Raw genomic sequence first — 22,376 nt, 5'->3', positions numbered from 1 at the left:
GGCGATCGGGCCGACTGTAGCGAGCCGGGCCGACAGGCGTGCCGTGCGGTGGTGGTGCGCGAGCTAGCCGGTGGGCTGATTCAGCCAGGCGATATCGCGCAGCAGTTCCGAGGCGGTGATCGGATCCAGTTCGGCGAAGGTGAGATCGGCGCGCCGCTGCCGGGTGCGGTGCAGGCGGGCGTCGAAGGTCTGCGCGCCCTGCGGATCCCACGTCGCGATACCGGGTTCGGCGGTGATCCGGAGGATATGCCCGCCGGGTAGCGGCTTCTCGAAATCGCATAGGTAGCCGCCGTCACCGGTGCCCGGATGCGGCCAGCCACGACCGGTGAGCCCGAGGAAGCGGATGCCGTCGACCTTGGTTCCGTCGCCGCGTATCTCGGTGGCCGAACCCAATTCCTCCGGCACGGTGAACAGTTCCCGCGCCAGCTGCGGGAACGGTTGCAGCAGTTCATAGTCCGCGAATATCTCGGCCCAGGATCCGATCAGGTCCGGGAACTCGAGCGGATGGGCGACGCCGAGCACCGCGTCCTCGGCGAGGATCAGCGCATCGTCCGCGTGATCGGCGAAACTGCGATCCTCCGCGATCCGGAAGGTGGATACCAGGGCATCGTCCTCGTACACGCCCCAGACGATGCGGCGGGTGATATGCCAGCGCAGCGGGTGCGCGATGAACAGCTCCCGTAATTCGGTGACGCTGAATCGCCGCCGCGTCACCATGGCGCGCTCCAGCCGGGCGAGCTGATCGGCGGCCAGCGCGCGAGCGTCCTTCTTCATCCCGCGGAACGTCTTGTGCGCCTGTTCGGCCAGCTCCGCATCATCTTTCGCACCCGCCTTGGGCAGGGTCTTGATCGTCTTACCGTCCGAGGTGGTGAGGGTGGGCCGCAATTGCTCATCGAATCCGATGACGAACCGGCGCGGGCCGAAATCCAGCTCGGCGGTGCCGTCGGCGCGCAACCCGAGGTCCGGAACCAGGCGGTCCGCCAATTGATCGGGTGTCAGGCCCATGCGGTCAGCGATATCGGTGATCCGTTCCAGCGCGCCCTCGCGCACCCGGGCGGTCTTGACCTTCTCGCTGATCGTCTTCAATGCCAGCAGTGCCGCATTCGAGCCGATGGCGACGAAGGTGTCCAGTGCGGGCACCGAGCGCGGATCGGACCGCATCTCCCGCACGTCCGCCAGCAGTCGTTCCACCACGGTGTCATCGCCCAATGCGCCCATCGCCTCGTACACCCAGTAGTGCTTGGTCGGCGCGCCCGCCTGCCACCACTGGCGGTAGACGGCCCAGGTGAACTCGGCCAATTCCACTGTGTCGCAGTGATGTTTGACCACATCCAGCCCCGCATAGGGCTCTCCGGGCGTCGACAACAGCAGCATGGTGAGCAGGCTGTGCACCGCGTCTACCGGCAACGCGCTGCACGCGCCCGCCGAAATCGGCGGCAGCGCGGGGATATTCACCCAGTCCGGGAGCGCGGGAATGCGCGCGGGCAGCACATCGACCGGATCGGTGGCGAGGACGGCGTCGACGCCCGCGACGACCTTCGCACCGTAGGTCGCGGCGGCGGCTCGAACGGCGTCACCGTGCCCGAGTTCGGCGAGTAGCCGCAGCGCGCGTCCCGCCGTGCGCCGCGCCTTGATCCCCTTGCTCAGTGCTTCGGGAATCAGTGTGCGCGAAGCGAATTCGGCATGTCTGCCGAGATAGCCGATCGCCGTGGCGCGCAGTGTGCGGCGTTCGAGCCACTGCACGGCCAGCATCACCGCCGCCGCGGATTCGAACGGTGCCAGGACGTGCCCGACATCGCGGGCCGCGCGGCGCGCGATATCGAGCGCCAGCGGATAGGACTCGGTCTCATATCGGGCGATCAGGACGCGCAAGCGCTCCTCCCCGGCCCAGGCGTGACTCATCCGGGCGTCGGCGAGCAACGGGCGCACATGGCTTTCCGGAGCGGCGAGCCAGACGTACAGATCCCACGAATCCAATGCCTCCGGGCGGATTCGCCGGAGATACATATCGAATCTGTCGGGGTGCGTGATCTCCTCGGCGGTGAGCCAGCTGTCGCGCTCGCCGGGCAGCCAGGCGCAGCGTACGGTGCCGGGTGCGGTCAGGCCGTCGATGACCACCGGAGCGGGACGCTTGCGCTGCCACGGTGGTGTGCGCAGGATCTCCGGGATATCGGGATGCCGATCGTTGGCGGTCGCGATGGCGACCGATTCCAGTTCGGCGGCAACCACATCGGCGGTCGGCGCCGCCAGTCCGGGCAGCAATTCGGCGGCGAGGTCCGAGTGCCGATGCACGAGCTCGCGCAGGATCTCGGCATTGCTCCGCGCGTCGAGCAGGCGCAACGCGCGGCGCGGAAACCATTCCGCGGCTTGGCGTACGGCATTGCGCGCCGCCGGTTGATCGATGCGGGTCGCCAGCGCGGTGAAGGCGGCATCGGTGGGGATCGTCGCAATGGCCTGTCCCACCGCACCTTTGAGCGCGGCGGGCAATTCCGGATGTTCCAGCCAGCCCGCCAGCACCGGCAGCGCCGCGAAACCCACGCCGTCGAGGACGGTCATGGCCGAGGCCGCCGAGTCGATCGCGGGCGAGCCGTCCGGGCTCCAGTAGTAGCCGAATACCGTATCCAGCCGCCGCAATTGCGCGGGCGTATGCGCGGCGTCCACCAGCAACCGGGCATGGGCGTCGGCCTTACCTGCCCCGACCACCTCTTCGATATCGGCGTCCACCCACTCATGCTGTGCCGGAAGCAGATACGAGGCGACGACCCGTGCGTGCCGGTTCCGTGCCCGAAACCGCGTCAGCACCGCGATGACACCTTCGATATCGGCGCATTCGGCCAGCCGGGCGCGCAAGGGCAGCAGTGTGCCGCGCACCGCCTCGATATCCCCGTCCGACCAGCTGTTCGGCTTCTGCCACAGCGGCGCTGTCACCGCCCGCACCAGTGCCTCTGCCGCGAACTCGATTCCGCGCACCCCGATCCAGTGATCCAGTAGCGCGGTCACTTCCTCGCCCGCGATGCGCCGATCCTTCGGTGTCGGCCGGACGGCCCGCTCGACCCGCACGGTGATCAGGGCCGCCGCCATCTCGACGGTCATCTCCCAGGTGGCCGTGCTGAATCCGTCGCCGGGGGTGGAGCCTTCGGCGGGGGAGTCCGCGAGCAAATTCCTGACATGGGTCGCGGCCGGTTCGATCGAATGCGCAGGATCTCGGGATTGCAGGCGAAGCAGCGCGGCTTCGAGGGATTCGATCGTCAAGGCTTCGGCACGCGCCGCCACCGCCGACGCGTCAACCGCTCGCGGCTCGGCCGCCAGCAGGCCACCGCGGCGGATGCGCACCAGCGCCCGCAGCGCCTCCGGCGGCGCGAACCGATCCTCGGCCGCCACGGCCTCCCCGTCGGCGCGACCAAGTGCCTCTGCCATGAACTCCCCATCCTTCGAGCCGATTCGAGATCGACTGTAAACACACCCGCCGACATCCGTCGTTCGCCCGCTGGCTCACTCGAAGGTGGCGGTGCCGCACCGGCGGTCGGCTGAACATCGCGCCGGAGCTGCGAGGCGGTGACATCCCTCCCCGCGCGCGCCCGCTGTCTATCCGGTGAGCCGGACCAGATCGCGGAGCATCTCCGAGGCAGCTATCGGATCGATCGCGCTGAACGGATGGGGTGTCGAGAAGTGCAATCGGTCCTCGTGGCCGCGCCGACTGACATGGACGTGCGGTAACTCCTGCGGATCGTGGTCGGCGGGTGGGATACCGGCGCTCAAGCCGGGATAGATGTCCACCACGACCGAAAACTCTTCCGAGACCGGGCGGTAGAAGCAGTTCGAGTTTCCGGCGTCCTGCGGTGACTGGCGTTCCCAGCCGCGTGCGGTCAGGCCCTGAACGGCGGTGGGCGGCACCTTGATTCCGGCGAAGCGGGTGAGATCGGTGCCATCGCGTTCCGCGTCGGTGAGGGCGTAGGTTTCCCGGGCCAACTGCGGGAAGGGTTGCAGCAGTTCGTAATCGGCGAACAATTCGTTCCAGGCCGCCAGGTCTTCGGTCAAATGCAGTGGATGTGCGATGCCGAGCAGCAGGTCATCGGCCGGGACGAAACCCTCGTCCCGGAGATCGGCGAGGGTGCGGTCCTCGGCGACGCGGAATGCCCGCGTGAGCGCTCCCGCCTCGTCGAAGGCAGCCCACACCAGTCGACGAGTCAGATGCCACAGCAGTGGATGCTCGATGAACAGTTGCCGATGTTCGGCGACGGTCCAGCGGCGGCCATCGACCATTGCCCGTTCCATGCGCCGGACCTGTTCGCTGGCAACGGTTTTCGCATCCTTCTTGAGGGCGGTGAACGCCTTGTAGGCGTGCGCGCCCGCCTCCGGATCGTCCTTCGCGCCGGGCTTGGGCAGGCTCTTGCGGCGCGTACCGTCGGCATCGCTGACGACCGGTGCGAGCGTCTCGTCGAAACCGATGAGGAAGGCGCGCGGCCCGTAGTCCAGTCGCAGTGTCCCGTCATCGGCGAGGCCGAGACGCGGCACCAGGCGATCGGCGAGCTGTTCGGCGGTCAGCTCGCGCGCCTCGGCGATCTGCTGGATCTTCTCCTGCGCCCGCGTCCGGATGCCCTTGAACTTGACCTTCTCGGCAATGCCGTTGAGCTGCATGAGCGCGAAATCGGTGCCGATCGCGGCCAGTACCTCGAGTCCGGTCACCGCGCGCTGATGCGCGGACTCGCCCGGCCAGGTCCGGATGAGCGGGGTGAGGCGGCGAGCGGTGTCGTCATCGCCGAACAGGCCGAGCGCGTGCAGTATCCAGCCGTCGCCGGCCGGATAGCCGACGCCGCGCCAGGCGTCGAAGAGTGCCCAGGCGAATTCGGCCCGCGAGCGCGGATCGGTGATTTCCGCGACCCGCACCGCGCCCGGGTAATGACCATTGGGTCCGTGCATGGCGAGCATGACGCAGACCGCGGTGACCGCATCGCGGGGTAGCGCCCGACGGTTATCGCGCAGCACCAGGGCGGGCAGTGCCGTCGGCAGCAGCCAGGCCGGGAGGGCTGGAATACGAGAGGGCAGGCGGGACAGCGGATCTGCTGACAGTTCGGCTTCGAATCCGGCTGCCGCCGGCTCCCCGAAGGTCGCGGCGGCCGCGAGCAGCGCTGCGCGATAACCGTTTTCGTCGAGCGCGTGTACCGCCTGCCAGGTCAGCGTGCGCTGTTTGCCGGGCTTGTCGAGTGCGGCGGCCACCAGATCGAGTGCGGCCGTGTCGATATGGCGGCGCAGCCAGCCCAGCGCCATGTCGCGATGTTTGCGCACCGCGAGCAGTCGCACCATCGAGTCGGTGATATCGGGTCCGCTCAGGGGTTGCAGCGCGTCCGTCAACAGTGCGGTATACACCTGCGCCGCCTCGACCACGCGGTCGGCGACCGCAGTGCCGAAGCGAGCCAGAATGCGTTGCGCGACAGAGACATTCGATCCGATATCGGTGGCGCGCAACTCGGCCAGTCGCGGTGCGACCAGCGCCGCGGGGGCATCGGCGAAAACGTGGCCGCGGGGCCAGGCGATCGAATTCGGGTTGCCGAGTACCCTGTCGACGTAGGCGGGCCATTCCGCGCCGTGATCGTCCCATCGTGATGGAATGGCCAGCCAGCGTTCCTGCTCGCCCGGCTGCCAGGTCAGCCGAACGCCTGTCGTGCGCAGGCCGGGCACCACCGCCGGGGCGGCCGCCCGCGCATCGTGCTCCCACGGCGGGGTGCGCAGGAATTCCGGGAGTTCGTCGGCGGCGCAAATACCTTCGAAGGCAATCGAACTCGACAATGGCCGTACCGGCTGTCCGGCCGCTGCGGCCAGCTCCGGATAGAGCTGTGCCAGTGCTTCGAGCAGGTCCGTGCGCCTGCGGTCACCGGCGTTATCCGCGGCGAGCAGGCGGAACGCACGGCGCGGGAAACGTCGCGCCGCCTCGATCAGCGGCCCCAGGACGCCGGGGACGGCGATCCGGTCCAGCAGGATTCCGAACGCCTCATCGGTCGGGAAATGCGCGAGCAAAGCGGCCAGTGAGCGCCGATTGTCGATATCGATCCACGCGAGATCGATTGTCGCGGCGATCAATCGCGCTGTTCCCGGGCCGACGTGCACGATCGCGCTGTACAGCGACTCATCCGGGGTCGTGAACGGGGTGCCGTTCATCGACCCGGCCGCCAGCAATTCGAGCTGCTCCACGGTGGTCACCGAGTTCGCGAGCAGCGGCCAGTAGTAGTGGTGCCTGGTCCGTTTTCCGGCCGCTGCCGCCAGATCCCGTTCTAACCACTCCTGTTCGGTGGGAACCAGATACGAGGCGGCGATCCGGACCGAAAGCGCATCGCTTTTGCCGCGCCACTGTTCCAGCGCGGCCACCGCCGCGGCGTAATCGGCGTCGGACAGGTTCGCCAGATGCCCGCGCACACCGCGCACGACCCCCATCGCACCGCCCTTCGGCATATCGTCCGGCGCGATCCAGCGCAGATGGGCGCGGCGGTCTTGCCCGTGGTGAATCTCCAGGCCCGACACCGCCACCGCTGCCTCGGCGGCGAACACCGGGCCGTACCGCGAAACCCACTGGTCCGCGATGGCGGTATCCGGCGCTGAGCCGCTGTAGGTTCTGCTCAGGTAGACATGACTGCTCATCGCGACGGCCGCCACCCCGAGCGGCGTCACCACGGTCTCGTCCAGTGTCGCCAGCCCGGCCGTCGCGATATCCGGGCCGTCGGCCGCGGTGGCCTCGAGGGTGGCGCGGACGGCCTTCGGATCCAGCGCGCGGGCGCTGCCCCCGGACTTCTTCGCCGTCCGCATCGGCCGCTCCGGACCGCGTCCCCGGAACCGGGCGGCCCTGGCCCACCAGGCACCGGGCACCACCCACGTGTCCTCGTCCATACGTCGCAACTCAGTCATGCTGTCCCTCCCCGGGTTTCGTGCGCACACCGTTCTATATGGCGTGGTTTTCCGTCGGAATCGCTGCTCGAACCGGCGGACGGATCGATCCTCGCGGGACCGATGGGCGGCCTGTCGTGCCGTCGGCGGCTCGACAAGTCCGAATACTGCCAGCCTCTAGGCGGTGAGAATATCCAGCTCCCGCAGCAGCTCCGAGGCGGTGATTCGATCCAGGTCGGCCGGTCGGTGGCGCTCGGGGGCTCCCGGCCAATTCGCCATCTCGGCTCCCGGCGGTGCGATCACCACCTCGACGATGCGCTGGTCCGGCTGGTGCTGCAGGCCGATCGAGGACAGTCCGGGGTCCAGCAGGACCGCGGCCGAACGACCACCCGGAACCGGTCGTGCGATGAACCAGGACTGGCCCGCGTCCTGCGGTTCCTGGCGATACCAGCCGAATCTGCTCATGCCGAGCAGCTTGGCGGGATGCACCACGCGACCGGTGAACCGTTCGATGCGCGGTGCGTCGCGCTCCTCCTCTGTGAGCCGGAACGCCGGGCGGGCGAGCTGCGGGAACGGTTGCAGCAGTTCGTAATCGGCGAATCGCTCATGCCACTGCGCCAGGGTGTCGCTCAGGTGCAGCGGATGGGCGATGCCGATGGCGGCATCCGCCGCGAGCGTGACCGGGTTGTCCTCGGCGTCGGCGAGGCTGCCGTCCTCGGCGATGCGGAAGGACAGCGTCGCCTCGCCGTCGACGGCGATCCAGACCAGGCGGCGGGCCAGCTGGGTGGACAGGTGATGGTCGACGAACAGCTCACGATGTGCCGCCACGGTCCAGCGGCGGCTCTCGACCATCGCTCGTTCGAGGCGCTGGATCTGTTCGGAGGCAACGGTTTTGAGATCCTTGCGGAAGTCGGTGAACTCCTTGTACGCGGCCGCCGCCAGCACGGGATCGTCCTTGACACCCGGTTTCGGCAGCGCCTTCAACGGTTTGCCCTGGGCGTCGAAGATCAAGGGCCGCAACTGCTCATCGACGGCGATCCGGAACTCGCGCGTGCCGTAGTCCAGCCGCAGCGCCCCACCGGCGTCGATCCCGAGTTCGGGCACCAGCCGATCCGCGAGTTCATCGGCGGATATGCCCTGTTCCGCGGCGAGCTGTGCGATCTTCTCCTGCGCCTTCGCCCGAATGCCCTTGAACTTCACCTTTTCGGCAATGCCACTGAGCTGGCGCAACGCGAGCCCGCTGCCGATCGCGGCGAGCACATCGAGTCCGGCGACCGCGCGGGCATGCCCGCTCTCGCCCGGCCAGGCCCGGATATAGGGTGTCAGCGCACGGGCGATGTCATCGTCGCCCCAGATTCCCAGCGCGTGCATGATCCAGCTCTGCGCCGGGGGATATCCGGCCAGCTGCCAGGTTTCGAACAACCCCCAGGCGAAGGCCGCGAGCGAAGCGCGGTCCGCCAATGCCGTGAATTGGGTGACCCCGGCGTAGTCGCCATCGGGTGAGCACAGCGACAGCATGGTGCAAACCGTGTGTACCGCCTCGGGCGTCAGTGTTTTTCCGCTGTCGCGCAACAGGATCAGCGGCAGCGCGGCGGGGGCGAGCCAGGCGGCCGGGGCCGGGAGTTCCGGTGGAAGGTGCAGCAGCGGGTCCGAAGACAATTCGGCCTCCAGGGCCCGAGCGGCGTCATCGCCCAGACCGGCCGCCGCCGACAGCAATACCGCGCGGTGACCGCCATTGTCGAACGCGCGCAGCACATTCCACGCCAGCACCCGCGTCTTACCCGGCTTGCCGAGCGCGGCGACCACCAGATCCGGTGCCGCGACGGCCAGATGGCGTTCGAACCAGGCCAGTGCGGCCGGGCGGCCGCGCTTGGAACTGTAGAGCGGGGTCATGAGGGTGGTGACCGCGGTACCGGTGACCGGAATCAGCACGTGCGCATTGTCATAGGGGTACCGCTGGACGGCTTCGACCATCGCCGCGGCGATATCGTCACCGAAGCGGCCCAGCACCCGTCGCATGAGATCGGTCCAACCCGAATAGCAGTGCGCGCGAAGAACATCCAGGTGCGGGGTGACGAGCTCGGGCGGTGCCAGTGCGAAGATGTCGATCGGGTTGTAGCGCGCGCGGCCCTCGGCGGACAACACTTGTGCGAGCGCGCCCTCCCACCCCTCATGCGGAACGAAGTGCGGTGCGGGCAGATTCGCCCATTCCTGCTGCTCGCCGGGCAGCCAGGCCAGGGCGGCCGGGGTCGGCGCGGGCGGTCGCTTCAATACGAAAGGCGTTGCCGCGACGGTACCGCGCTCCCACGGTGGCGTGCGGAGGAGCTCCGGTAGTTCCGCCGGTGCGGCACTCGCGCTTGCCGTCGCGGCGTACTCTGCCTCTGCACTGGGATCGGCGACGCCCGACGGGTCCGTGGATGCGCCGTTCGCCTCGGAATGGACTGCCGCGCAGGGATATACGAGCGCAATCTGTCGGAGCAACGCGTCCGCCAACTGGTGTCGCGGGGATATCGTGGTGAGCAGGCGGTGGGCCCGATTCGGGAAGCGCAGGGTGGCTTCGAGGAGGGCACTGCGCAGCACCGGGCGATCGGCACGCTCCAGCAGGGCGATATAGGCCGCGTCCGTGGGCAATTGGGCGAGCATGCCGCCGAGTTGGCGTTGATCATCGGTGGGCAGATAGTAGGCATCGAGTGCGTTGGCCAGAAAACCTGCGGCGGCGGGACCGGTGTGCACGAGTGCGCGCATCGCCTCGACCTTGCCGGTGAAACCGCCGACATAGAAGCCCGGCGGCAGCGGTTCCGGCGGAGTATCGGCCCCGACGGCGAGCGGGTGCAGGAACCAGTACCAGATGAAGTCGTGGCGGCCGATCGAGCGCAGATCGTATTCGAGCCACTCCCGCTGGGACGGAATCAGATACGAGGTGGCACTGCGCACGGACAGGGTGGCCGATTCCCGGCAGCGCCCGAGAGCTTCGACCGTCGCGTCGTATTCGGCCGCCGGAACCGCGCACAGATGGGCGCGCAATCGCGACAGCAACTGCATACCCACATCGGTGAACGGGCCATCCGGCTCGATGCGTGCGGCAGCGGGCTGGTACTCGCGATTGACCTTCGTCCTGGCGAAGCTGGTTCCGGCCCAGTGCACCGCGATCTCGGCGGCCACCACGACCCCGTGCTCGCCGATCCACGCATCGAGCAGGCGGTACAGGGTCTTGGGTTTGGGCTCGGTCCGATCGGCGAGGTAGGCGGCCAGGCCGCCCAGCACCGCGTGACCGAGCGGGGTCGCGTGCTCCGGTTGGGCGATCGCGGCCCGTGCGGCCTCGGCCAGGTCCGTGCTCCGGCTGATGGCGGTGGCCTCCACGGCTTTGGCCACCAGCTCGTCCGTCAGCCATTTCCGAAGGGTGGCAGGCGCTTTCGGATCGATGGGGATCGGCGCGACGGCACCGTGACCCCGATAGGGTGCGGCCCGGTCCTGCCATTCGCCCGGCACGATCCAGGCGTTCTCGTCGATACGTCGCAGTGTGTTCATGGCGTTTCCCGGATCAGGCGATGAGCGCGTTGAGTTCGCGCAGCAGTTCGGAGGCGGCGATCGGCGACAGTTCACCGAAGGTGTGCGTGGATTCGCCTCTGCCCCAATAGTGTTCGTTGCCCGTATCGGTGAGGCGCACCGCGATCTGCTGTTTGTCGAATTCCAGCGCGATACCCGCGATGATGCCCGGATCGAGGTCGATCACCACCGAAAGCCCCGCGCCCAAAACGCGGAAGAATTCGCAGGAGACGCCGCCGTCCGCGGGTTCACCGCGCTCCCAGCCGAAACGATTGAGGCCCAGGATCTTTCCGGTGGGGATCACCAGATTGTGGAAGCGGGGGAGAGCGCCGAGTGCGGCTTCCTCCCCGGTGAGGGTGAAGACTTCGCGCTGCAATTGCGGGAAAGGTTGCAGGATCTCGTAATCGGCGAACACCTCACCCCACTCGCCGAGGGTGTCGCCCAGGTCCAGGGGGTGCGCCAGGCCGACGATCATTTCATCGGCGATGACCACCGGATCATCGGCCGAATCGGCGTAACTGCGGTCCTCGGCGATCCGGAATGAGCCTGTGACGGCACCGGTTTCGTCGAATGTCGCCCATACCAGCCGGCGGGTGAGATGCCACAGCAGCGGGTGGTCGACGAACAGACGCCGATGCTCATCCGCGTTCCAGCGGCGGCCGAGCACCATGGCGCGTTCGAAACGCCGGATCTGGTCGGCGGCGGCGGATTTCACATCCTTCTTCAACTGGGCGAAGGATTTGTACGCCGCGGCGGCCGGTTCGGCGTCATCCTTGACGCCGGGTTTGGGCAGCGATTTGCGCCTCGCGGTGGCCTGCCAGGTCCCGTCCGCATCCCGAATCGCATCGGACACGGTCGGGGTGAGCTGTTCATCGAAGCCGATGAGGAAGCCGCGCGGACCGTAGTCCAGGGCGAGCGTGCCGCGCGCGTCCAGGCCGAAATCCGGGACGAGCCGGTCCGAGAGCTGCTCCGGCGTCAGATCCAAGGTCTCGGCGACCTCGGCGATCTTCTCCTGCGCCTTGGTCTTGAGGCCCTTGAACTTCGCCTTCTCCGCAATGCCGTGCAACTGCATGAGCGCCACATCGGTACCCAGCGCGGTGAGGATATCGAGCCCGGACACCGCGCGGGCATGTGCGGACTGACCCGGCCAATTGCGGATCATGGGGCCGAGCCTGCGGGCGGTCTCGTCATTGCCGAGCAGGCCCAGTGCGTGCAGCGCCCAGGAATCCTTCGACGGATACCCGGCGAAACGCCACGCTTCGAAGACGCCCCAGGCGAATTCGGCCAGCGACTCCGGATCCGCGGCCGCGATCACCTGCTCCACCCCGGCGTAATCGCCGTTCGCACCGGACATGGCGAGCATGGTGCACACGTGCAGGGCATCGGGCGCGGACAGGAAGGTGACGGCATCCTGCGGCGCGGACCCGTCCCTGCGCCGCAGCGCCAGCGCGGGAAGGTGTTCGGGCACCAGCCAATCGGGTGTCACGGGGATCTTCGGCGGCAACTGGTGCAGCGGATTCGCCTCCAGTACACCCGTGATCGCCTTCGCCACCGGCTCGCCGAATTCCATTGCGGCACTGTCCACCGCGTTGCGATGACCCCGCTCGGCCAGCAGGCGCAGCGCCGTCTCGGCGTGGCGTCGGTCCTTACCCGGTTTGCCCAGCGCGATGCCGATGATGACCGGGAGCGCCGTGGCGTGATTGCGGTCCAGCCAGGCCAGCGCGGTCGCGCGGGACCTCTTCCCGTCGAGTCTGCGGATCGTCGTCAGGGTCACCGCGCTACCGGTGATCGGGGCGAGCAGATACGCAAGTCCCTGCGTATCCTGTTGCACCGCACGCAGCACGAACGGCAGGGCGTCCGCGCCGAAGCGGGCGAGAATGCGGCGCAGCGCGTGCTCGACCGTGTAGTACCGGTCGAGTTTGGCCGTGGCCAGATAGGGCCGGGCCAGCTCCTCGGGGGCGAGGGCGAGCATGCGCATCAGATCGCCGTGATTCTGCACCACCGCGCGGGCGAGGCTGGCCGCCCAATCGGTGTGGTACGGCCGATAGACCGTGACCTCCGTGGCCGCCCACTCGGCTTGCTCACCCGGAAGCCAGGCCAGCCCGTCCGGAATCGACTGTGTCAGTTCGGGAAAGCTGACCGCCTTGGATTTCGCACGGGCCTCGCGCCACGGCAGGACGCGCAGCACCTCGGGGAGTTCGGCCGGTGCGGCGGTGCGTAGCCGATCGGTATCGAGGAACCCGGTGGCCTCCGGGAGCCGGGCGACCAGTGCCGGGCGCAGCGCGGCCAGTGTGCGCAGGATATGGCGGGCCATACCGGATTTGGGCGAGATCGGACCCAGCAGGCGCAGCGCACGCCGCGGATAGCGCAGCGATGCTTCGAGCAGCGCCGGTGGGATGAAGCGCTGCTCGACCCGCGATGTGAGCGCCGAGAACGCCGCATCGCTGGGCAAGCAGGCCAGAATGGCCGCCAGCTTCGCCACGTAATCACCGCTGAGCTCACGGTCGCGCAGCATTCGATCGATCGCCCCGGCGCATTCGGGACCGAAACGCGCCAGCGCGGTTTCCCACAGCCCGTGCTGTGAGCTGTAGATGAACGAGCTGGCGGGAAACGCGTCGACGAGGCGTTCGAAATCCGGATAGGCGTGCACGGATCCGATCAGGAGCAGGAAACGGCTGTTGTAGTCCAGGATGTGGTTTGTGAGTTCGTCCAGATCGGCACGTACCCAATGCTGTTCGGTGGGGAGTAGATACGACGCGGCGATGCGAATCGCCAAACCGCCCGGCGCGGAACGCAATGCGTCGATCGCGGCCACCGCCGCACGGTAATCCTGTTCGGACGCGTCGGCGAGCAGCGCGCGGACGCGGCGCAGATTCTCCGGCGCATCGGACCTGCCCGGATCACCGGACGAGCTGCGGCCGATCCGGTAGTGGTAGGTGTTGTTGGACCGGTCCCATTCGCCATCGCGGATCAGCGCGGCGTGCAGGACCGCGGCTTCGGCCGCGAAAACCAGTCCGTGCTGCAGCACCCAGGCGTCGGCGACCGCTGGTGTGCCGTACTCCGCGATCTCGAGCGCGAGCGACAGCGCCGCCGCGCCGAGCGGAGAACAGGTCGCGAAGTCGGTTACCGCCGCCGCACCGGCCTGCGCCAACTCGGGATCGGGATGTGAGTTGCCCAGTGTGTCTTGTACCGAATCCTGATGGGCGGCAAGCCTTTCGGCCTGGTCGGCGATAGCCGTCGCCGACACCGGCAGCGGCTCGCGCCGGGGTCCGTGGCCGCGCACCGGCAGCGCCCGCGCCCACCACTCGTCCGGCACCACCCAGTGGTCCTCATCAAGGTGGGCACCGGTGGCGGTGTAAGCGGAGTCGAGCATGATCCCCCGAATCGTGGAGCGTTTTGACGCAGCGACTGTAACCAGAGGCTCCGACAGGGATTCGGGGGAGCGGCGTGCCGCGCCTATTTCCCGGCCGCGCGGGCCAATTCCTCCGGGTAGCGGGCTCCTGCGATAGCGTTCGCCGGGGCGGCGGCCTCGATGCGCGCCAAATCCGCGGGGCTGAGGGGGATCTCGGCCGCGGCGACGTTCTGCTCCAGGTAGGTGCGGCGCTTGGTGCCCGGAATCGGCACTACGTCCGCGCCCTGATTCAGCACCCACGCGAGCGCCAATTGCCCCGCGGTGACGCCCTTTTCCTCGGCCAGCTCGCGCAGGGCGGCGACGATCGCGAGGTTGCTGTCGAGGTTGCCGTCCGCGAAGCGGGGGAGGCGGCGGCGCATGTCATCGGCGGGCAGATCCGCGGTGGAGGTGATCGCGCCGGTGAGGAAGCCGCGACCCAGCGGTGAGAACGGCACGATACCGATCCCCAATTCCCGTGCGGTGGGCAGGATCTCGGCCTCGATATCGCGAGTCCACAGCGACCACTCGCTCTGCAGCGCCGTCACCGGATGTACCGCGTGCGCCTTGCGGATGGTCTCCGCCGATGCCTCGGAAATCCCGAGGTACCGCACCTTGCCCGCCTGCACCAGCTCCGAGAGCGCACCCCAGGTTTCCTCGACCGGCACATTCGGATCCACTCGATGCTGGTAGTACAGATCGATGTAGTCCACGCCGAGCCGCTTCAGCGAGGCATCGCAACTCTGCTTCACGTATGCGGCGTCCCCGCGCGCTCCCATCGAGCCGCCCTCACCCCACACGATCCCGAACTTGGTGGCCAGCACCACCTGATCCCGGCGATCCGCGATAGCCCGCCCCACCAGCTCCTCATTGGTCTCCGGCCCATACACATTCGCGGTATCGAGCATCGTCACCCCGAGTTCGAGCGCCCGATGAATGGTCGCGATCGACTCCGCATCACTATCGCGAACCCCATACGCCTGACTCATCCCCATGCACCCGAGCCCCTCGGCCCCGACCGTCAATTCCCCGAGCTTCCTGGTCGCGATCATGCCCAACTCCTCCTCGATCAACCTCGAATCCGGGCCTCAACCCGCTCGAAACGAACCTACGACTTGGAGCGCACTCCAAGTCAACCCGTCAACTCACCAAGGCGGTACCCGCCGCGGAGATCCGCACAGAATCCTGCGACCAATACCCCTCTCGATTGCTCGTGGATGGGGGGTTAGGCTGCGCGGGACTCGATACGGGTCGCTTGTTCAGCTGGAGGGGATTGTTGTGTCGGTGCGTCGGATTGTGTTGGCGGGGTTGGCCGCCGTATCGGTGATCGCGATCGGCGGATGCGGGAAATCCGAGGAAGCGGCCGCACCCGCGACGACCACCGCGCCCACCACGACGGTGCCGCCGCGGCCCATGACGGACTATCTGGTGACAACGGGGGATACGCCCGGCGTGACCTATGTTGTGCCGCCCGCGACCGATGCGATGGCGCTGGGCATGATCGGATTCGCCTCGGCGCAGCAGACTCCCGAATGTCAGGCCCGCAATACCGCGATCAAGGTGATCAACAGCGATCCCTACGCGAGTGCGCTGGCCCGCATCGACACCGCCGACGGGCGGCCTCGCTACGACGTTCAGATCGCGGTGGTCAACCGGGCGATCGACACCACGGCCCTGGCCGATGCCATGCACGGCTGCGCCGGCACCGGCTCGGGCATGGTCTTCATGGACGGTGCGGGCAAGTCCGCGGATCCGGGCTTCGAAATACCGGTCACCCGCGATATCGCCGATATCGGCCCGGTCGTGGAAATGCCACTGATGCGCGAATTGGGTTCCCGCGCAACGGGAACCATGCCGTCCTCGGGCCTGATCAAATTCGCCACGGTAGGCTCCCGCACCGCAATCGTCTACATCACCGGCAAATTCATGTCCGCCGAAGTCCCCGCCGACAGCATCGCCTTCGGTGACCGCGTTCTCACCGCCCAGGTAGCCAAACTCCGCACCCACTGACCTCGTCACTTCACCTCCAAACCTCGCCCGTTCTCAACCGCTACGGGCTAGGGTTTTCGGGTATGTCCGATTCGCTACATTCCGATCCGGATTCGGTGCTGGCGGAGGGGCCGCCGCCGAAGCTTCCCGCGCTCGCGGAGCCCACTGTCGTGTGGAAGGCCGGACCGGAAACCGCAGGCCTGCTGGCGCGCGCCCTGGTTCGGTACAGCACGGTTCGGCCGAGCCAAATCCTTTGGGAGATAGCGTTTGCCGCGCTGATCATCGGTTTGGCCGCCAAGGCGTGGGGGCGCGGCACCGCACTGCTCGCGCTGTTCGGGGTACTGATTCTCGCGTACCTGCGTTGGCGTCAGGTACGCCAGACCGGAGATGCGTACGAGCGCCAGTTCGCGAGTGGGAGCTTTTCCGACGGCTCGGTGCTATCGGCCCGTTTCGGCACCGAATCTGTCGATATCGCGCTTCCCGCAGGCTATTCGCGCGTGCACTATGCCGATCTCACCCGCGTCGAAGTGCGCGGCTCCGTCGTCCTGCTGTGCTACCCCTCCGGCGCGTACCTCACACTGCCGCGCGGCCTGTTCCCCGACCCGGTACTCGCGGCCCTGCCCGCCGCGGGACTGCCCGTCCGGCACCGCAGCGGCGGTTGAGATTCCGTGCCGATACCCGCGGGGATGTGCGGTAGCGAAAATGCCGCAGCAGGTAATCCGTGCTTACCTTCCGGCACACAGGACCTCGGTCGTGGGTTCGGAATGATGTGACGGGCGGCCGTTCGTAGGGGTTTGGCCCCTGAGGAATCCCCCAGAGGTGCTATCCCGCTCTAGCTCCTCAGGGCGATGTGCGACGCGCGGTATCCGACTTACCGTCTGGCACATGGACTTCGAGCACATCGTAGAGACGGTGGCCACGAATTCGGAATGGGCGATATACGTCCTGCTCGTGGTCGACATCGGCGCGTTTCTGATCAGCAGGCGCAGGGGGCGGCATCCGGAGCGGCGGGGCTACGGGGTGAAGGACACCGTCACGAATGTGACCCTCGGCCTGGCCAACGGCTTCATCCTGCGGTTCACCGAGGTGCTCGGCGGCGCGGCGATGGTCGCGGTGGCCGCCGCCATCACCCCGCTGCACTGGCAGCCCGGCGGCCTCGGCTGGCTGATCGTCATCATGATGGCCGACCTCGCCTACTACTGGGAACATCGCACCGCACACCGGGTTCGGCTGTTCTGGGCGACGCACAGCGTCCACCACTCCAGCGAGCACTTCAACCTCACCACCGCCAACCGCCTCGGCTTCATCGGCGCGATGGATCTGCTCGGCCAACTCTGGTACATCCCCATGGCCCTGCTCGGCGTCCCCGTCTACTCCATCCTGCTCGCCAAAGCGGTGACCATCCTCTACCAGGTCCCCCTGCACACCGAACGCGTCAACCGCCTCTGGGCACCCCTGGAATACCTCTTCAACACCCCCTCCCACCACCGCGTCCACCACGGCGCCAACAACCCCTACCTCGACAAGAACTTCGGCGGCGTCTTCATGCTCTGGGACCGCCTCTTCGGCACCTACGCCCCCGAACTCGAACGCGTCGACTTCGGCCTCACCCACCAAATAGCCACCCACAACCCCCTGAAGGTCTACACCCACGAAATCCGTTCCCTCATAACAGATGTCCGCACCGCCACCACCTGGCGCAACCGCGCCGGCTACCTCTTCGGCCCACCCGGCTGGCAGCCGAAGGACGCTACACCGGCGGTCGAGAGCGACGTTCGAGTACAGCCATAGCGATCGCGGGCGCGATGGCGAGAACGGCGGCGGCGAGCACCCACGCGAAGGTGACACCGAATGCGCCGGACTGCTGCGCCGGTCGAATACCGCTGTCCCGCAGCCGATTATCGAGAACAACCACGAACACCGCGGTTCCGATCGAGCCGCCGAGCCGTTGTGCGATATTGAGCTGCGGTGTGGCATCGCTGATCTGGTCCGGTCGCAGCCCACGCAGGGCGACGGTCATCGCGGGCATCGCCGCCAATCCGATGCCCGCACCGCGCACCACCATCGCCAGTCCGAGCACCCAGTACGGGGTGCGGTCGCCGATCAGCAGGAACGGGAGGGTGGCCACCGCGCCGATCACTCCGCCGATCACGCAGATTCGACTGCCGATGCGATCGAAGATGCGGCTCGACACCGCCATGGCGACCGCCGCGCCGAGGCCCTGCGGCGCCAGCAGCAGCCCGGTATGGGCGGCATCCTGATCGCGGACAATCTGAAAATATAAGGGCAGCAACACCATCGAGCCGTACGTGGCGACTCCGAAAAGGAAAGTGGCGACCGCCGCCGAGCTGTACAGCCCATCGCGATAGAGCCGGAGGTCGAGAATCGGATGGACGACTCGCAGCGAACGCGCCACGAATAGCACGGTTACCACGAGCCCGGCGCACAGCGGCACCAGCACCCGTGCCGAGGAGATTCCGCGCGTGCCGACCTCGGCAAGTGCGTAGGTCAGCCCCACCATGCCGAGCGAGGCCAGGGCGAGGCCGAGGAAGTCCAGCGGCGCAACGGATTCCGTGCGCGTGTCGCGCGGCAGCAACCGCAGTCCCAGCGCCAGTCCAACCACGGCTATCGGCACATTGATCAGGAAGATCCACGGCCAGCCCGCGTACTCCAGGAGCAAACCCCCGATCGTCGGTCCGATCACGGGTGTCAGCACCATCGGAATGCCAACGGCCGCCATCACTTTCGACAGCCCGTCGCGCCCCGCCGCCGTCACCAGGATTATCTGACCCGCCGGCAGCATCGCGCCGCCGCCGATGCCCTGGAGCACTCGTGCGCCGATCAGTTCACCGACGCTGTCCGACAGTCCGCACCGGATCGACGCGAGGGTGAAAACCAGCAGTGCGATCAGATACAGCCGCTTGGCTCCGATTCGCCGTGCCGCCCAACCGGTTACCGGCAGTACCGCCGCCTGGGCCAGCAGGTATGCGGTCACCACCCAGGGGATGGCGTCGAGCGAGCTGCCCAAACTCTCGGACAACGATTTCAGCGCCACATTGACGACGGTGGCGTCGAGCAGCGAAAGGATCGCGCCGATCAGGACGACCACTACGGCTTTGCGGGCCCGGGGAGTCAGTGTGGATTTCGCGGTCACACCGCCGGGAAGGTCGGAAACTGTCACCTCGGAAGTGTCACCCCGTTGTACAAGTGTGTCAACCGAATGGATGATTAGTGCATCCGATCGGATGGTTGAGTCACCTCTCACGTACAGTCGTCCACATGACGGCGACCTCCCGCCCCCGGCGCTCACCCGATCCGCAGGACCGCAGACGCGATGCCGAACGCTCCCGGCAGGCACTGCTCAACGCCGCCCTCGACGAGTTCTCGGAGAAGGGTTACGACGGCGCGCGTATTCAGGACATCGCGGCCCGAGCCGGAGTGAACAAGCAGCTCATCGCCTATTACTTCGGTGGAAAGGAGAATCTCTACCGCGAGATCCAGCGCGACTGGCAGCAGCGCGAAACCGCCATCACCGATCCGGCGCTGCCGCTGGAACAGGTCGCCGACCGCTATCTGGCCGCAGGATTCGCCGAACCGCGCGCCGCGCGCCTGATGGCCTGGCACGGTCTGACCGCCGGTGATCCGGAGCTGAATATCGACTCCTCCGACACCGATCTCGCCAACCTGCGGCGTGCCCGCGACCGCGGCGAATTTCCCGCCGAACTAGATCCGGAATTCCTCCGCACCGCGCTACTGGCCATCGTCTCCGCACCGGTCATCTACCCGCAGGTCGCCCAGGGTCCGGACGGAATCCGGCCCGGGTCAGCGGAATTCGAGACCTGGTACCGCGACCAGCTGCGGAAGTTACTGAGCCACCTCGCCGCCGATTAGCTCGCGGCCTCGGGGCGACACGCCAGGTTCGATCGGGGGCGACTTCGCCACGAAAAGGGGAGATTTCGGACCATAGTGGAACGATGGGCAACCAGACAGTCGCGGAAGCGTTCGAACCTCTGTTGCATGCCGCGGTGGGGAGGACCTCACCGGTGCGATTCGAGTTCTGGGATGGGAGCGTTATCGAGCCGGTGGGGGAGTGTGCGGGGACCATGCGGGTGCGGTCGAAAGATGCGCTGCGGCATGTGGTTTGGGCTCCGGGGGAGTTGGGGGTGGGGCGGGCGTTCGTTTCCGGGGCGGTGGATTTGGATGGGGATATATTCGTGCTGTTGCGGGCGTTGAGTTCTACCGCGCCGCGGGATGCCAGGCTGGGGGTTGACGCGGTGTGGGAGGCGTTCGGTGCGGCGCGCCGGGTCGGGGCGCTCGGACGGCGGCCACCGCGACCGGCGGAGGAAGCTCTGCCCGTGCGCAGAGGGCTGCACACCAAGCGGCGGGACGCGGCGGCGATCAGCCATCACTATGACGTCGGCAATGACTTCTACGAACTGGTGCTCGGCCCGAGCATGACCTACTCGTGCGCTCGGTTCGTCGGATCCGGCGACGACGGTCACCAGCCCGCCGACGCGACGGTCTCGCTGCAGGACGCGCAAAGCGCCAAGCACGATCTGATCTGCCGCAAACTGGGGTTGGACGCCCGGCCCGGTATGCGCCTGCTGGATGTCGGATGTGGTTGGGGCGCAATGGCAATGCATGCCGCGCGGACCTATCAGGCCCAGGTGGTCGGGGTCACCATCAGCACCGCCCAGGCCGAACTGGCACGCAAGCGGATAGCGGATGCGGGTCTGTCCGCTCGCATCGAGATCCGACTACAGGATTACCGCGATCTTCCCGGTGAACAGTTCGACGCCATTTCCTCGATCGGCATGTTCGAGCATGTGGGGAGTAAGCGGGCCGCCGAGTACTTCACCACGTTGCGCGGGTTGCTGCGGGATGAAGGGCGGCTGCTCAACCATGCCATCTCCTCGCCCGGTGGCTCGGTGATGAACTCGCGAGGATTCGTGGGGCGCTATGTGTTTCCCGATGGGGAACTCATGGATGTGGGGGAGACCATTCTCGCGATGGAGCGCGCCGGGTTCGAGGTCCGGGATGTGGAATCCCTGCGCGAGCATTACGCGCTCACCCTGCGGAATTGGGTGGCGAATCTCGAATCCCGGTGGGAGGAAGCGGTTTCGCTGACGAGTGAGGGGCGCGCCCGGGTATGGCGGCTTTACATGGCCGCTTCCGCACTGGGTTTCGAGGACGGCGGCCTCGGATTGCATCAGGTGCTGGGCGTAATCCCCGCTCCCGCAGGCGATACCGGTATGCCAGCCACGCGGCGCGCCTGGGGGTGAACCGTCTCGGAGACGAGAAATGCCCGTACGGATCCGAGATCCGTACGGGCACTGTGCCTCCGGTGCGAGTGAGCTAGCCGACCGTCGCGCCCACGCGCAGGGCGTGCGGCTCGATCGCGCCGCGGACGATCGCACGCTCGTCGATGGTCTCCGCCTTGTAGGGCAGGGTCGACAGGGTGGCGGTCATCTTGGCGACCGGATCCTCGATGGCCTTCGGGGTACCGAAGATGAAGGTCCACTCGTGCTCATCGCTGACGTACGGGACGACCGTCTCGAACAGATTGTGGAAGCGGGTCCACGAACGCTTGAGAGTCTCGTTGCGCCACATGGTCTGACAGCCCGCCTGCGCGGCCAGCACGCCGCCCTCGGCCAGAATCGCCTTGCAGCGGTTCAGGAAATCGTCCTCGTACAGGCGATTGTGCTGTGCGTCCTCGACCCGCTCATCCGGCAGATCGATACAGATCATGTCGTAGCGCACGCCATCGGCCTCGGCCTTGGCCAGGAAGTCCCAGCCGTCGGCGTAGTGCATCTTGATCGGGCCGGTCTGCGCGACCGCCTCGGCCAGATCCGCCTCGGAGTAGCCGTAGGGGAGGTGCTTGGCGCAGAGCTCCACTTCCAGCTGATCGATGTCCACGTGATCGACGAGCGAAGCGCCCGCCGCGGCCGACATCTGCGAGGCGACGCCCTCACCGGAACCGATGATCAGCACCTTGTCCAGCTTCTCGGCCAGCGCGTAACCCGGGACCAGCATGGCCTCGTGGTAGGTGAGCTGGGAGAACTCGGTGGACTGGCGATCGTCGTCGGAGAACAGCGACAGGCCCTGCTCGGTCTGCGCGATCACCATGTGCTGGAACGGGGTATTGGTGTCCACCACGACATCGGTCATATTCCACACCCGCGTCAGGCCGTCGCCGACCGGCTCGTGGATCCGGCGCGAGGCGTGCCCGCGCTGAATGACCTCCATATTGACCGTCGCGGGCGAAAGCTCCTGCTGGAGCAGCTCAACCGCCTTGGTCGCCCCGGCACCGATACTGCCGCAGGTGAATACGTCGACGAAGATGTCTCCGGATTCGGGGTAGGTGTGGATCGAGGCGTGCGACTCGGCGAGTAGAGCCAGGATGGTGACACCCTGCGGCTCGAACTGCTTGCGCACGACATCACAGATGGTCACCCCCGCGGCGACCAGCGATTTTCGAAGTGCGGCTTCGAGTCGTTCGAGGTCGTCGCAGAGGGCCGCGTCGACACCACCGAACTCGGCCAGCACATGCCAGCCGGTGAATTCTGCCGTCATGGCT

Annotated in this window: 12 protein-coding genes; 5 read left to right on the top strand and 7 right to left on the bottom strand. The window is 67.3% G+C overall.

Annotation, left to right across the window (positions count from 1 at the left end; translation table 11 throughout):
- Nucleotides 1-63 precede the first annotated feature (63 nt).
- The 5 genes from ACFC0O_RS05825 to ACFC0O_RS05805 all read right to left on the bottom strand — a co-directional run bounded on the left by ACFC0O_RS05825 (nt 64) and on the right by ACFC0O_RS05805 (nt 14,862).
- Complete coding sequence (locus ACFC0O_RS05825; RefSeq protein ID WP_375954173.1) at nt 64-3,417, bottom strand: DUF4132 domain-containing protein; 3,354 nt, start codon at nt 3,415-3,417, stop codon at nt 64-66.
- Between the two features lie 168 nt (nt 3,418-3,585).
- Nucleotides 3,586-6,897: a DUF4132 domain-containing protein gene (locus ACFC0O_RS05820; protein WP_375954171.1), complete on the bottom strand. Its 3,312-nt coding sequence runs from the start codon at nt 6,895-6,897 to the stop codon at nt 3,586-3,588.
- 156 nt (nt 6,898-7,053) lie between these two features.
- The gene (locus ACFC0O_RS05815) at nt 7,054-10,404 is read right to left on the bottom strand and encodes a DUF4132 domain-containing protein (protein WP_375954169.1); all 3,351 of its coding nucleotides are present in this window, start codon (nt 10,402-10,404) and stop codon (nt 7,054-7,056) included.
- 13 nt (nt 10,405-10,417) lie between these two features.
- Nucleotides 10,418-13,795 carry a DUF4132 domain-containing protein gene (locus ACFC0O_RS05810; RefSeq protein WP_375954167.1) on the bottom strand — a complete coding sequence of 1,126 codons (3,378 nt, stop codon included), beginning with the start codon at nt 13,793-13,795 and terminating at the stop codon, nt 10,418-10,420.
- Between the two features lie 83 nt (nt 13,796-13,878).
- On the bottom strand, nt 13,879-14,862 hold the full coding sequence (locus ACFC0O_RS05805; RefSeq protein WP_375954165.1) for an aldo/keto reductase: 984 nt from the start codon (nt 14,860-14,862) through the stop codon (nt 13,879-13,881).
- 232 nt (nt 14,863-15,094) lie between these two features.
- Between ACFC0O_RS05805 and ACFC0O_RS05800 the strand changes: the two genes are divergently transcribed.
- The 3 genes from ACFC0O_RS05800 (at nt 15,095) to ACFC0O_RS05790 (ending at nt 17,590) form a co-directional block, all read left to right on the top strand.
- A complete protein-coding gene (locus tag ACFC0O_RS05800; RefSeq protein ID WP_375954164.1) occupies nt 15,095-15,820 on the top strand; it encodes a hypothetical protein in 726 nt (241 codons plus the stop codon).
- A gap of 62 nt (nt 15,821-15,882) precedes the next feature.
- Nucleotides 15,883-16,461 (top strand): hypothetical protein, encoded by a 579-nt coding sequence (locus tag ACFC0O_RS05795; protein WP_375954162.1) that lies wholly within the window; start codon nt 15,883-15,885, stop codon nt 16,459-16,461.
- A gap of 223 nt (nt 16,462-16,684) precedes the next feature.
- Nucleotides 16,685-17,590, top strand: a complete 906-nt coding sequence (locus ACFC0O_RS05790) for a sterol desaturase family protein (protein WP_375954160.1) — start codon at nt 16,685-16,687, stop codon at nt 17,588-17,590.
- Here the strand turns inward: ACFC0O_RS05790 and ACFC0O_RS05785 are convergent.
- Nucleotides 17,550-18,980 carry a DHA2 family efflux MFS transporter permease subunit gene (locus tag ACFC0O_RS05785; protein ID WP_375954158.1) on the bottom strand — a complete coding sequence of 477 codons (1,431 nt, stop codon included), beginning with the start codon at nt 18,978-18,980 and terminating at the stop codon, nt 17,550-17,552. The two genes, ACFC0O_RS05790 and ACFC0O_RS05785, sit on opposite strands and share 41 nt — an antisense overlap.
- Nucleotides 18,981-19,078: 98 nt before the next feature.
- Between ACFC0O_RS05785 and ACFC0O_RS05780 the strand changes: the two genes are divergently transcribed.
- Together ACFC0O_RS05780 and ACFC0O_RS05775 are read left to right on the top strand one after the other, a co-directional pair.
- Nucleotides 19,079-19,690: a TetR/AcrR family transcriptional regulator gene (locus ACFC0O_RS05780; RefSeq protein ID WP_375954156.1), complete on the top strand. Its 612-nt coding sequence runs from the start codon at nt 19,079-19,081 to the stop codon at nt 19,688-19,690.
- A gap of 83 nt (nt 19,691-19,773) precedes the next feature.
- Nucleotides 19,774-21,081 carry a class I SAM-dependent methyltransferase gene (locus tag ACFC0O_RS05775; protein ID WP_375954154.1) on the top strand — a complete coding sequence of 436 codons (1,308 nt, stop codon included), beginning with the start codon at nt 19,774-19,776 and terminating at the stop codon, nt 21,079-21,081.
- Between the two features lie 73 nt (nt 21,082-21,154).
- On the opposite strand, the gene speD is transcribed toward ACFC0O_RS05775, so the two are convergent.
- A complete protein-coding gene (gene speD / locus ACFC0O_RS05770; RefSeq protein WP_375954152.1) occupies nt 21,155-22,372 on the bottom strand; it encodes an adenosylmethionine decarboxylase in 1,218 nt (405 codons plus the stop codon).
- Nucleotides 22,373-22,376 lie beyond the last annotated feature (4 nt).

Origin of the sequence: Nocardia sp. NPDC056100, assembly GCF_042266325.1 — a bacterium.
In the GTDB taxonomy this organism is placed as follows: domain Bacteria; phylum Actinomycetota; class Actinomycetes; order Mycobacteriales; family Mycobacteriaceae; genus Nocardia.
This window is presented reverse-complemented; position numbering and strand designations above follow the sequence as displayed.